The following is a 12,624-nucleotide window of genomic DNA, read 5'->3' on the forward strand; positions in this document are numbered from 1 at the left end:
TGATGGGGTTGCGCCAGTGGGCGGAGTCTCTGACTCAGCCTAAGGGCTGCGCAGACCTGCGTGTGGGGAATCTGCGGATGGTGGCGATTACGCCGGAGATGCTGGCGGCGGAGACAGCTCAGGACATGGCTCGGCTGGGCGAGCTGCTGCATGCGAAGATGACGGGCGAGTGGCCTCCGGTGGAGTGGGAGCCGCATGTATACGCGTTCATCGCGAAGCAGTATGAGGAGCATCCGCAGACGATGGGATGGCATCGGTATGTGGTGCTGTGCGATGGACTGGGGATGATGCGTACGCTGGTGGGTGCGGTGGGGGCGTTTCCCAAGGGCGATGGCGATGCGGAGATCGGGTACTCAACGCTGCCGCAGTTTCAGCGGCGAGGGTATGCGACGGCGACGGCGAAGACGCTGGTGGAGTGGCTGCTGACGCGGGACGGCGTGACGAGTGTGAGTGCGTGCACGTTTCCGAGGCTGCCGGAGTCGATCAAGGTGATGGAGCGGTGCGGGATGACGTATGTGGGGCTGGGGGATGAGCCCGGGACGGTGCGGTATCAAAGGTGCAGGGATTAGGGATTTGAAAGGGCTGAGACTCTTCGAACACCAGCGTCTCAGGATCGAGACGTTGGTGTTCGAACGGGGGCAAGCTTATTGCAGGAGTGAGGTGGCGACGGCGGTCATCGCGGTGACGCCGGTGCGTAGAGTGGGTTCGGGCAGGGGTTCGAACTTATTGGTGTGGGGGCCAGGGAGTGCCTTACCTGCGGCGGTGGCGGCGGCGAACTTTGCAGGGTCCATCGCGCCGAGCCAGAGGAAGGCTACGGGTATCTTGTGGCCTTCGAGTCCGAAGACGCCGACATCTTCCGAGCCCATTACGCGCTGCTCCTGCTCGACGTTCGCTGCGCCGAGGGTGGCGATGAGAGTCTTGCTGACGGCGGTCATCAGCTTGGGATCGTTGTAGAGGACAGGGGTGGATTCGTTGTCGAGGACGGTGACCTTCGCGGCCTTGTCGGCGGGCAGGTTGAAGGAGGTGGTGAGACCTGCAGCCATCTGGGTGAGGCCGTCGATGATGGTCTGGCGGCTCTTGTCGGTGAAGGAGCGCGTGGTGAGCTCGAGCTTGACCTCGTCGGGGATGATGTTGCGCTTGGTGCCACCGTGGATGTCGCCGACGGTGACGACGGAGGGGTCCTGCGGATCTTCTTCACGGCTGACGATGGTCTGCAGCTGCGTGATGTAGAGCGCGGCCATGGCGATGGGATCGCGACCGAGGTTGGGCGCGGAGCCGTGGCCGCCGATGCCCTTGATGACGACGTCGATAGAGGTGGAGGAAGCGAGTGTGGGGCCGAGGACGAAGCCGACCCTGCCTGCGGGGAGGGCGTTGGTGTCGTGCAGGCCGATGATCTTGTCGGGCGTGCCGAAGCGCTCGTAGAGGTGGTCGGCGAGCATGGCTTTTGCGCCGTCGATGGTTTCTTCAGAGGGCTGCGCGACAAGCATGAGCGTGCCATGCCACTTGGATTTGCTTTCGGCGAGCGCCTTGGCCGTGCCGATCAGGACGGTGGTGTGTACGTCGTGTCCGCAGGCGTGCATGACGCCGACGTCCTGCCCGGCGGGGTTCTTGGTCATGACATGCGAGGCGTAGGGGACGCCGGTCTCTTCGATGATGGGCAGGGCGTCCATGTCGGCGCGGACGAGCAGCGTGGGACCTGCGCCGTTTTTGAGAATGCCGACAACGCCGAAGGCCTGCGAGCCGTCAGGATATTTGCCGACGTGCTCTGTGACGGTGTAGCCGTCAGCGCGGAGAGCCTTGGCAACGATGGAGGAGGTGCGCTCTTCGTGATGGGAGAGCTCGGGGTGGGAGTGGAGATCTTTGTAGACGTCGACGAGGCCGTTGATGTCCTGCGCGCGGGCGACAAAAGGAAGAGCGAGGGCGGCGCAGAAGACGGCGCGGCTGAGGTGCTTGGGGTCTATCGACAAGAGGGTGCCTCCAAAATTGCGGGTGTGTTCGCAGTATAGCGGAGGAGGACGGGGTGAGATGGAGATCAGGGTTTTGCGCGCAGACCGTGGAGAAGGAAGGCCATGAGGAACTGGGTGTCGTCTGCGGCTTGATGGTGTTCGGAGAAGGCACGGCGTTCGTTGACGCCCCGGATGGCGTCCATGGCGGCCCAGGCTGCAGAGAGGAAGTCCTGCTGGGGGATTTCGCCCGCGGCGGCGGCTTCTTCGTAGAGGCCTTTGAGGTAGAGCACCGCCTCCTGCAGCCAGGCGAAGGTTCGTTTGCGGTGCTGGGACTGGCGGTTGATGGTGAGGATGATGCGGTATAGCTGCTGGTGCTCATCCCAGAAAGCGATGCGGACGGCGATGAAAGCGGCGAGCTTGCGGGTGAAGTCTGTTTCGCGGCGGACGTGCTCGTCGGTAAGTGCTGCGAGCTGGTGAAGAGCCTGTCCGACGGTGGCCTGATAGACGGCGTCCTTGGAGTCAAAGTAGCGATAGAGTGTGCCTTTGGCGAGTTTGGCGGCCTTGGCGATTTCGGCCATCTTAGCGGCTTCAAAGCCCTTGTTTGCAAAGACTTTTGTGGCGGCGACGAGGATTTCGGAGCGGCGGAATTCGGCGACGAGTTGCTGTTTGCGGTCGGCAGCGGAGCGCGGCATGGGAGGTCCTTCAAAGCTGAAATAGAGTATAAGTGTGCGACGAAATGACCCGTGGGTCATCTAAAGGTACAGAGAGTCTAATCTATGGTTTTGGAAGAACAAGAAGCGGGGATAAACGGGGCGGAATTGGCGCTGGCCGAAGGCGCACCCGTGTTCGATAACGAGCGCACACCGGAGGCACGGCTGTTCAATCCGTGGATCGTGGCGCTGGTGGTGACGATCGGTACGTTTATGGAGGTGCTGGACACCTCGATCGCGAACGTGGCGCTGCCGCATATTGCGGGCGGTTTGTCGGCGTCGCTCGATGAGGGTGCGTGGGTGCTGACAAGTTACCTCGTGGCGAACGCGGTGGTGCTGCCGATGAGCGGGTGGCTCTCGTCGGTGATGGGACGCAAGAACTACTATCTGATTTCGGTGGCATTCTTTACGCTGTTTTCTGCGTTGTGCGGCATGGCACCGACGCTCGGCATGCTGGTGGTGTTTCGCGTGGGGCAGGGACTTGCTGGCGGCGGATTGCAGCCTTCGGTGCAGGCGATTCTGGCGGACAGCTTTCCGGCAGAGAAGCGCGGCATGGCGATGGCGCTGTATACGGTGGCGATCCTGGTGGCTCCGGTGCTTGGACCTACGGCGGGTGGATGGATCACGGACAACTATTCGTGGCGCTGGATCTTCTACATCAACATTCCGATCGGCGCTGCGTGCATCTTCCTGACGCGTATCGTGCTGGAAGATCCTGCGTACATGAAGGAGATGAAGGCGAAGGCCCGCAAGCTGTCCGTTGATTGGACGGGGCTGGGGTTGATCTCTATAGGACTGGCGTCGCTCGAGATCATTCTCGACAAGGGACAGGAGCTTGACTGGTTCGGTTCGAACTTCATCGTGTTCTTTGCGTCGCTCTCGGCAATTGCGCTGGTCTGTGCGGTGATCTGGGAGTTGAAGCGCGAGAACCCGGTGGTGAACCTGCGACTGTTGAAGGAGCGGAACTTCCTGTTCTGCTGCCTGATTATTCTGGGGTTGTACGCCGCGCTGTATGCGGCTACCTATCTTCTGCCGCTCTACATGCAGGAGATGATGGGCTATACCGCGACGATCTCGGGCTTTGCTCTTTCACCTGCCGGGCTGTTTACGATGCTTGAGGTGCCACTAGTTGGATACATGCTGACCAAAGGGTACGACCCACGAAAGATGGCGCTCTGCGGCATCCTTGTGGTGGCTACGTCGTTCTTCTGGATGAGTTCGCTGGACCTGGAGATCTCCGAGCGCAACCTGATCCTGCCGCGCATTCTGCAGGTGCTGGGAGTGGGTATCATCACGGTACCGATCAGCACGGTGGTATTTCGCTTCCTTCCGAAGACGGAGAGTTCGCAGGCTGCGGGCATCTTCGCGCTGATGCGTAACGAGGGTGGCAGCCTGGGCATTGCGCTGGTGAGCACGATGCTGCAACGTCGCGAGCAGGTCCACCAGGCGATGCTGGGGCAGCACATCACGGCGACAAGCCCGATGGTGCAGAGATACATGAATGGAGTCGCGGCGAGGGCGGGGAATGCTGCGGATGTTCACTATTCGGGCATGGCGCAGTTGTATGGCGCGCTGCAGCGGCAGGCTTCGCTGCTGTCGTATATGGACCAGTTTTCGATGCTGTGCGGGCTGATGCTGCTGATGGTGCCTTTGGTGTTCTTTCTAAAGAAGCCGCCGGTGCTGAAGCATATCGAGCTGGAAGCGCATTGAGGTTGCTTCCTGAAGACAACGCAGCCGCATGATCAGGACATGCGGCGGCGTTGTCTGGTGTACGCATTATTCGCGGGTGGTGATGCCGAGGGTTTTCATCTTGCGATAGAGGTGGGAGCGTTCGAGGCCGAGGGATTCGGCGGCTCGGGAGACGTTGCCCATGGAGCGGTCGAGCTCTTTCAGGATGTAGTCGCGCTCATAGGCTTCGCGGGCCTGTTGCAATGTGGTGAACTCTTCTCGGTTGCCTGTGCGAGGGGCTGAGCCGTCGGTGCGCTGCACGAGCATGGGCAGGTGCTTGGCTTCGATGCGCTGGACCTTGGGGTTGAGGATGAGGACGCGCTCCATGACGTTGCGCAGCTCGCGGACGTTGCCAGGCCAGTGGTACTGCTTGAGCGCGGTGAGGGCGGAGTCAGCGATTTCAACGTGGGGGCGGCCATACTGCTGGCCGAACTCGGAGAGAAACTCGCGCGAGAGCAGAGGGATATCTTCCTTGCGGTCGCGCAGCGGTGGAGTGAAAAATGGGATGACGTTGAGGCGGTAGAAGAGGTCTTCGCGGAAGTTGCCGCGGGCGATCTCTTCTTCGAGGTCCTTGTTGGTGGCGGCGATGACGCGGGCGTCGATGTGGACGGGCGTGCTGGCGCCGACGGGATAGAAACGCTGTTCGTCTAACGCGCGCAGAACCTTGGCCTGCGTTTTGAGGCTCATGTCGCCGACCTCGTCGAGGAAGAGGGTGCCGCCGTCGGCGCGTTCGAAGGTGCCGCGTTTTTGCGACGGCTGGTTGGGACCGCCGGGGCCTGCGCCGTGGCGGTAGCCGAAGAGTTCGGCCTCGATGTAGTCCTCGGGAATGGCGGCGCAGTTGAGCTCGACGAAGACGCGGTCGCGACGCAGGGACTCGGTGTGGATGGCGCGGGCGATGAGCTCTTTGCCGGTGCCGGATTCGCCGAAGATGAGCACGCGGCCGTTGGTGGGGGCCATCAGCTTGATCTGCTGGCGAAGCGCTTTGACGGAGATGGATTCGCCGGTGATGGAGCTGCGGTTCTGCTGGCGCGAGAACTCGTGATTGTCCTGGCGGAGACGATGGGCGTTGACGGCGTTGCGCAGAACGAGCAGCGTGCGGTCGAGCGAGAGCGGCTTTTCGAGGAAGTCGTAGGCTCCGAGCTTGGTCGCACGTACGGCGGATTCGATGGTGCCGTGGCCGGAGATCATGATGACCTCGGGCGCGTTGGCGGGAGGCTCACTGGGCTGTGTGCTGCGAATTTGTGAGAGGACATCGAGGCCGTCGCCGTCGGGCAGCCAGATGTCGAGCAGGACGGCCTGATAGTCGGCGTCGCGGAGGAGTTCGAGGGCTTCGGCTGCGGTGGCGGCCGTGGTGACGATGTAGTCCTCCTCGCGGAGGATGGCCTCGAGGGAGTCGCGGATGCCCGGTTCGTCGTCGACGATAAGAACGTGATTCATAGGGAAAGGGAGAAGACAGGAGTGGGGAGACAGGAGTGAAAGGTGGTCATGCGGAGATCCTCTCGTTGATCGGAAGAGTATCTGAGGTTTCCGACTCGGTTGTGGAGGCGGTGCGGAGTTCGAGGATGAAGACGGCGCCAGCAGGGAGGTTCTTCTCAGCGCGGATGGTGCCTTGGTGTTCCTGCACGATTTTAGCGGCGATGGAGAGGCCCAGGCCGGTGCCGCGCTGCTTAGTGGAGAAGTAAGGGAGGAAGAGGCGTTCGCGCATCTCGTCGGTGAGGCCGGGTCCAGTGTCGGCGACGGTGAGCTCGACGGTCGTGGAAGAAAGGGAGCGTGTGGTGATGTGAAGCTCTCGGAGCAGCGAGTTCTGCATAGCCTCCGCAGCGTTGTCGATGAGATTGGTAAGAGCGCGCTTGAGGGCTTCGGGGTCGGCCAGGATGAGAGGCAGGTTGGGCGCGAGGCTCTGTTTTAGGTTGATGTTGCGAAGGCGGCCGGCGAAGAGTGCGAGGGCGCTGTCCACGATAGTGTTGAGGTCTGCGGGCCGCGGGCGCGAGGTAGGGAACTCGGCGAGTGAAGAGAACTGATCGACCAGCGCGCGCATGGTTTCGACCGAGGCAGAGATGACCTCGACGGAGCGCTGCATGGTGGCGATGGAGGGCGATTGCAGCAAGTTGTCAGCGAGCAGTGTGTTGAGTCGTGGGATATGGCGCGCGATGAGTTCGGCGTTGAGGCCGATGGGGGTAAGGGGATTCTTGATCTCGTGCGCAACGCGACGGGCGACCTCCTTCCAGGCACTCTGCTTCTGCGCGTGGAGCAACTCGGTGGCGTCTTCGATGACGATGACGTAGCCGACGTGGGCGCGGTCACCACTGGAGCCGAGTTCAAGCAGCGCGGCAGTGGCAGAGATGTGGAGCGTGCCGGAGGGTGAGGGCATTTCAATTTCGCCCGAAGCAGAGCCCATGCGGTGGGCTCGGCGGAGGAGAAGATCGAGAGCGTCGGTGAGTTCGACGGGGAGCACGGAGGAGATAGGGAGGCCGATGAAGATCTTCTGGCCGCCGGGGTCGAGCATCTCGGAGAAGGCGCGATTGCTTAGGACGATCTCGCGGGTGGCAGAGAGCGTGACGACGCCGTTGGGGATCGTTTCGATGATGGTCTCGAGCTCGGAGGTGCGCTGCTCGAGGGTGTAGTTGAGTTCGGAGAGCTTGAGGGTAGAGCGGGCGGCGGTCTCGTGGGCAGATTCGAGATCGTTGGCCATGGCGTTGAAGCGGTCGACAAGTTCGCCTAGTTCTTCGGTGGCGAATTCTCCGACTCGATAGGCGTAGTCGCCCATGGCGATGGCTTCCATAGCGTCGGCGAGTGATTCGATGGGGCGTGTGACCTGCTTGCTGAGGTTGAGCGCGAGCCAGCAGATGGCGAAGACGGCCAGGCCGGTGACGAGCAGCAGGATCACCATGTAAAGGTTGCGGATCTTGCGGCGTTCGCGGTAGAGGAGCCAATAGGCGTCCGCAGATTTACGCAGGCGCAAGGAGGTGTCGGTGATGCCTGCGGGGATGGGCAAGCCGACGACGACAATACCGCCCTGCTGAAGGCCGGCAGTGGCAAGGGTGTAGTCGTTGCCAGCAATGGTGTAGAAGGGATCGTCGCCACCGCGCTGGGCCGCCTGCAGGATGGCGTGCTGCACGGGGCCGCGCAGCGAGACGGCGCCGTGGAGTACGCGCGACGGAGAGGCGGGACCCGTTGCTTCTTCGTCCGGGGTGCGTTCGTCGGCTTCGCTGGGCGGCTGTAGACTCTTGATCTCCCCGTTTGGAGAGTCCTGCGGAACGTTCAGCGAGGCGATGGCGGCGCCGTTGCGATAGAGCAGGACGAATCCACCCTGCAGGCTAAGTTCATGCTCCTGCAGTACGCGCTGCGCCTGGGCTGAGATGCCTGCTGTGGGATTGTTCGGGGCGAAGAGTGGCAGGTCGGCGAGTTGCGCGGTGATGGTGCCGGCTTCGGCTCGGGAGTTAGTGGCGGCGTAGCGGAAGAGTTCGGTAGCCATGCGGTCGGCATCGTCGCGCATCTCGGTGACGGGCTGCGAAAACCAGCGATCGACGGCACGATTCATCAGCATGTAGCTGAAGGCGAACATGAAGGCGAGCGGGACGAGCGAGACGAGCGCTGCTCCCCACAACATGCGGGTGCGCAGACGGGTGCCGAGAACGCGGCTGCGCTGATCGGCGTAGAGCTTGAGGACGTTGCGCACGAGCAGCACAAGCACGCCAACGAAGAGAAGGAAGGCCAGCACCGAAAGAGCGATGAAGACCAGCGTCTGGATGGGCGAGACAGGATTGAGGAAGTTGAGACGAAAGGCGTTGAGCGTGGAGAAGATGAGCAGCAGCACGAGGGTCGTGATCCCGAGAAGGATGACGAGGTTTCCGCGGCGGCTGGAGGCGGGTGCCATGGGGAAAGTTTACGCGCTTGCAGGGGGTATCAGACGGCAAAAGGGCAGAACCGAAGCTCTGCCCTTGCTTGCGCTGCTGGATTGGACTCAGGGATGGACCTGGCTGATGGCCTTGTACTCGCGGTTCTGGGCCTGGGCAACGGCCTTGTAGGTGAGGAAGCCGTTGAAGGTGTTGACGCCTTCGGCGATGCCGGCATCCTCGCGGATGGCAACGTTTGCGCCGAGCCTGGCGAGCTTCATCACATAAGGAAAGGTCGCGTTGGTGAGCGCCAGCGTGCTCGTGTTGGGTACGGCCGCGGGCATGTTGGTTACGCAGTAGTGGACAACGCCGTTGACCTCGTAGGTGGGGTCGGTGTGCGTGGTCGGATGAGCGGTTTCGATACAGCCACCCTGATCGATAGCAACGTCGACGATGACCGCGCCCTTTTTCATCTTGGCGACCATCGCCTTGGTGACGAGCTTGGGAGCTGCAGCGCCGGGGATAAGGACGCCGCCGATAAGCAGGTCGGCTTCCATCGCTGCCTTCTCGATGTTGTAGGCGTTCGAATAAAGGGTATGAACGCGGCCACCGAAGATGTCGTCGATTTCGCGAAGGCGATTCAGGTTGAGGTCAATCATGGTGACCTTTGCGCCGGTGCCGAGAGCGATCTTGGCTGCGTTGGTGCCGACGATACCGCCGCCGATGATGCAGACATTGCCGGGAGGCACGCCGGGTACGCCGCCGAGCAGAACACCACGACCACCGCGCTCCTTCTCAAGGCAGGTAGCTCCGACCTGAACGGAGAGACGCCCAGCAACCTCGGACATGGGAGTGAGGAGTGGCAGACCACCGACGCGATCGCGAACGGTCTCATAGGCGATGCCTGTGACCTTTTTTTCGAGCAGGGCGTCGGTGAGTTCACGCAGTGGAGCGAGATGCAGATAGGTGAAGAGAAGGAGGTCCTTGCGGAAGTGGTAGTACTCCGACGGGATGGGCTCTTTGACCTTGACGATCATGTTGGCGTTCGACCAGACGTGGTAGGCCTCGCCGACGATCTCAGCACCGACGGCCTGGTATTCGTCGTCGGGGAAGGAGGACAATGCACCGGCATCTTTTTCGATGAGGACTTTGTGGCCCGCCTCGACGAGGGCGCGAGCGCCTGCTGGAGTAATGCCTACGCGGCTTTCGTGGTCTTTGAGCTCTTTGGGAACGCCAATAATCATAACCACTTGAGTGTATCTTAGAGCCTAGTGAATCCGCTATTGAGCAAGCGTTTGGAGCCGGAGACCAAGCCGCGCAGAAGGCTGGAGCGCCGGTTGGCGTGGGTGCTGGCTGCGTTCATTGGTCTGGTCTTTGTGCTCCCGCATCTGGTGCGGATCGCTACCCTGGGCAGTTATACGGCGTACACGCCGTTTACCGCGCACTCGCGTAGCGCGATGGTCTTCGACGAGACGTTTTTGTACGCAGCCGAGGCGAACCACATGCTGACGCGCGGTGGGGCGATGGCGTACGACGATACGTGGGAGCATCGCGACGCGGTATATCCATACTCCGTGGTGCCGACTGCGGTGGAGGCAACACTTGCGGCGGTGGTGCGCAGTCTGAAGCTGGCCCATATGATGCTGGCCTTTGTGTGCACAGCCCTAAGCGGTTTCCTGCTGATGGCGTTGTTTCGCAAGGTGGGTGCAGAGGTGTGGCTGGCTGCTCTGCTGGCGATGGCCGTGCTGGTGGGGGCGTTTTCGCCGATGACGTTGAAGCTGGATGTGCTGGCGTTCCTGCACCATGCGAAAGGCGCGCGAGTGGTGGATTCACTGCAGGCCTCGCGAATGCCGAATCCAGCGATGACTTTTCTGCAGTCTGCGGCGGCGTTGCTGTTGCTGGCGAACTGCGTGCGTGGTGACGAGCGACCGAGTAACGTGTTGAAGTGGGCCGCAGGTGCGGGTTTGCTGGGTGGACTACTCTTCTTCAGCTATATCTACTACGCCATTACCTGGGCTGCGCTGCTATGTCTGCTGGCGGTAGCCTCGCTGTTGTGGCGGCGGTGGATTCCGTACACGGTGTGGATGCCACTAGGGATCACCGGGATGTTGGCCGTGATCTTCATGGCGTGGAAGCATGTCTCGATCATGCAGGGAAACTATGAGCTGCGCGCAGCTCGCATCGGCTTGTACCACTCTCATGCATGGGACCCACCGTCGTTGGAGGTGACGCGGTTCTGGGGGCTGCAGGCGCTGGCGTGCGCTCTCGTATGGCTGTGGCTGCGTCGCCGACGCAGGGCGGGCAGCGAGGCCTGGCACTATGCGGACGCCCTGATGCCGGTGCTGCTCGCAGCGATGATGAGCGGGCTTGTCGGTTTGAACATGCAGGTGATTACCGGGTTCAATCTGCAGCAGGCGCAGCATTATCCGCACATGATTCTGCAGCCGGTGGGTTGCATGATGATCGGCGTGCTGGTGGCGCTGCTGGTGCCGCAAGGACGAATCTGGAAGATCGTGGCGGGCGCCGGTTTTGTCCTGGTGCTGGGTCTTTCGGCCATGGCGCAGATAGAGGCAGGCCGCGACACGGCGGAGGTGCATCGTTTGCCTGCCGCCGAGCAAACGCTGTTTGCGTGGCTCAATGCCAACACGCCGGTGGGATCGGTGGTGGCGACCAATGATCTTGCCTTGTCCATTGTGCTTCCGGTGCAGACGCATAATAGTGTGCTCTTCGCGGATGGGAGCCGGTCAAGCGCGACGGATGATGAGTTGATGGAGCGGTTTCTGCTGGCATCGCGGCTGTTGGGGTCGCCGCCAGCGATCGTCGCGACAAAGCTTGAGGGCGAGGCACCGGCAAGTGAGGACGTGCAGGCGGCGGACTACTCGCTGTACCTATTCGAGTTTTCGGAGAAGTATCAGCGCATCCGGGCCGAACGCCGCGTAGCTCCTGACCGGATCGACGGTGTGGTTCGTTGGTATACGTCGATGGACGTACCGCAGGAGCTAGAGCGGTTTCGGGTGGATTACGTGTGGAGGAAGGGTGATGGCGCTCCGACAGCAGTCGTTGGCTGGCGGTTCGTGCAGGTTCTGCAGACGAACGAGGGGCGGCTCTGGCACCTGATCCGGGAGCCGATTTCCTAGCAGGATTTTCGGGAAAAGGGAACCGTTTATAACAACTTCCATGCGGCCGATAAAGCCGTACAATGAACGGGAAGGGCTCCGCGAAGCCCAATTCCCCACCATTTTAGGAACTGACCGGTCTCATGTCTTCAAAAAACTTCCAGATGCGTACATCGCGTGTCAGCAACATGCGGTCCATCTTTTCGCTGTTTTCGAGCGACCTTGCCATCGACCTTGGCACGGCTAACACCCTTGTGTACGCCCATGGCAAGGGCATTATCGTCAATGAGCCTTCGATCATCGCGGTAAATCGAGTGACCGGCGAGGTGGAAGCCGTCGGAAAAGAGGCCAAGGATATGCTTGGCCGTACGCCGGGCAACATCATCGCCATCAAGCCGATGAAGGACGGTGTGATCGCCGACTTCAAGCAGACGGAGAAGATGCTGAATTACTTCATCCAGAAGGCGCACAACCGCAAGATGATGGTGCATCCGCGCATCGTGATCGGCGTACCTTCTGAAATTACGCAGGTGGAAAAGCGCGCGGTTATGGACTCTGCGTATCGCGCGAAGGCATCTGAGGTTCACCTGGTTGAACAGGCGATGGTGGCGGCTATCGGTGCAGGTCTGCCGATTACGGAGCCGGGCGGCAACATGGTGGTCGACATCGGCGGCGGAACGACGGACATTGCTGTGATCTCGCTGGCGGGTATCGTGTATTCGCGTTCGGTGCGCATGGCCGGCAACCAGATGGACGAGGCTGTGGCGACGTACCTGAAGCGCAAGTACAACCTGCTGGTGGGTGAGCGCACGGCGGAGCAGATCAAGATCGAAATTGGATCGGCCTTCCCGCTGGAGAAGCCGCTGCAGATGGAGATCAAGGGCCGCAACCTGATTGAAGGTGTACCGAAGACGATCACAATCGAAGACTCGGAGATCCGCGAAGCCCTTGGCGAGTGCATCGCGACCATCATGAACGCGATTCGCGTGGCCCTGGAGCGGACACCGCCTGAGCTTTCAGCAGACATCAGTGACCGCGGCATCGTGCTGACGGGTGGCGGCGCGCTGATCAAGAACCTCGATAAGCGCATTCGCGAAGAGACGGGCCTGCCAGTATCGATTGCGGATGATCCTCTCGCAAGCGTGGTGTTGGGCACGGGCAAGATGCTGAGCGACTTCCGCCTGCTGCGGAAGATCTCGATCGACTAAGTAATCGATTGTCTAAAGGTAAAAAGGCTGCCCGCAGGGGCAGCCTTTTCTATCGCGGTCAGGGTATGATGGTCGCCAAC

The 12,624-nt window shown here is 61.3% G+C and carries 9 protein-coding genes; 4 read left to right on the forward strand and 5 right to left on the reverse strand.

The features are described 5' to 3' along the window. The first annotated feature begins 2 nt into the window (after positions 1–2). Positions 3–569: a GNAT family N-acetyltransferase gene (locus tag OHL14_RS12845; protein ID WP_263379758.1), complete on the forward strand. Its 567-nt coding sequence runs from the start codon at positions 3–5 to the stop codon at positions 567–569. Between the two features lie 75 nt (positions 570–644). On the opposite strand, the gene OHL14_RS12850 is transcribed toward OHL14_RS12845, so the two are convergent. Together OHL14_RS12850 and OHL14_RS12855 are read right to left on the reverse strand one after the other, a co-directional pair. Further along, a complete protein-coding gene (locus OHL14_RS12850; RefSeq protein ID WP_263379759.1) occupies positions 645–1,967 on the reverse strand; it encodes a M20 metallopeptidase family protein in 1,323 nt (440 codons plus the stop codon). 65 nt (positions 1,968–2,032) lie between these two features. Then, entirely contained in the window at positions 2,033–2,638 is a 606-nt protein-coding gene (locus OHL14_RS12855; RefSeq protein WP_263379760.1) for a TetR/AcrR family transcriptional regulator, read from the reverse strand. Positions 2,639–2,728: 90 nt separating this feature from the next. Here OHL14_RS12855 and OHL14_RS12860 point away from each other — a divergent pair, with 90 nt between their 5' ends. Next, positions 2,729–4,366, forward strand: coding sequence for a DHA2 family efflux MFS transporter permease subunit (locus OHL14_RS12860; protein WP_263379761.1), 1,638 nt, complete (start codon positions 2,729–2,731; stop codon positions 4,364–4,366). A gap of 66 nt (positions 4,367–4,432) precedes the next feature. Here the strand turns inward: OHL14_RS12860 and OHL14_RS12865 are convergent, their stop codons facing one another. The 3 genes from OHL14_RS12865 to ald all read right to left on the reverse strand — a co-directional run bounded on the left by OHL14_RS12865 (position 4,433) and on the right by ald (position 9,464). Next, on the reverse strand, positions 4,433–5,821 hold the full coding sequence (locus tag OHL14_RS12865) for a sigma-54-dependent transcriptional regulator (protein ID WP_263379762.1): 1,389 nt from the start codon (positions 5,819–5,821) through the stop codon (positions 4,433–4,435). Between the two features lie 46 nt (positions 5,822–5,867). Then, positions 5,868–8,261 carry a sensor histidine kinase gene (locus OHL14_RS12870; RefSeq protein ID WP_263379763.1) on the reverse strand — a complete coding sequence of 798 codons (2,394 nt, stop codon included), beginning with the start codon at positions 8,259–8,261 and terminating at the stop codon, positions 5,868–5,870. Between the two features lie 87 nt (positions 8,262–8,348). Next, positions 8,349–9,464, reverse strand: a complete 1,116-nt coding sequence (ald, locus tag OHL14_RS12875; RefSeq protein ID WP_263379764.1) for an alanine dehydrogenase — start codon at positions 9,462–9,464, stop codon at positions 8,349–8,351. Positions 9,465–9,503: 39 nt separating this feature from the next. Here ald and OHL14_RS12880 point away from each other — a divergent pair, with 39 nt between their 5' ends. Both OHL14_RS12880 and OHL14_RS12885 read left to right on the forward strand, forming a co-directional pair. Next, positions 9,504–11,357: a hypothetical protein gene (locus OHL14_RS12880; RefSeq protein WP_263379765.1), complete on the forward strand. Its 1,854-nt coding sequence runs from the start codon at positions 9,504–9,506 to the stop codon at positions 11,355–11,357. 122 nt (positions 11,358–11,479) lie between these two features. Beyond that, on the forward strand, positions 11,480–12,544 hold the full coding sequence (locus OHL14_RS12885; RefSeq protein WP_317890416.1) for a rod shape-determining protein: 1,065 nt from the start codon (positions 11,480–11,482) through the stop codon (positions 12,542–12,544). Positions 12,545–12,624: the final 80 nt, after the last annotated feature.

The organism is Granulicella paludicola (genome assembly GCF_025685545.1).
GTDB classification, from domain to species: Bacteria; Acidobacteriota; Terriglobia; order Terriglobales; family Acidobacteriaceae; genus Granulicella; species Granulicella paludicola.

Bases quoted from the DNA above. Each gene is read 5' to 3' on its own strand.
- ald (WP_263379764.1), bottom strand. From the start codon at position 9,464: ATGATTATTGGCGTTCCCAAAGAGCTCAAAGACCACGAAAGCCGCGTA.
- OHL14_RS12870 (WP_263379763.1), bottom strand. From the start codon at position 8,261: ATGGCACCCGCCTCCAGCCGCCGCGGAAACCTCGTCATCCTTCTCGGG.
- OHL14_RS12865 (WP_263379762.1), bottom strand. From the start codon at position 5,821: ATGAATCACGTTCTTATCGTCGACGACGAACCGGGCATCCGCGACTCC.
- OHL14_RS12855 (WP_263379760.1), bottom strand. From the start codon at position 2,638: ATGCCGCGCTCCGCTGCCGACCGCAAACAGCAACTCGTCGCCGAATTC.
- OHL14_RS12885 (WP_317890416.1), top strand. From the start codon at position 11,480: ATGTCTTCAAAAAACTTCCAGATGCGTACATCGCGTGTCAGCAACATG.
- OHL14_RS12845 (WP_263379758.1), top strand. From the start codon at position 3: ATGGGGTTGCGCCAGTGGGCGGAGTCTCTGACTCAGCCTAAGGGCTGC.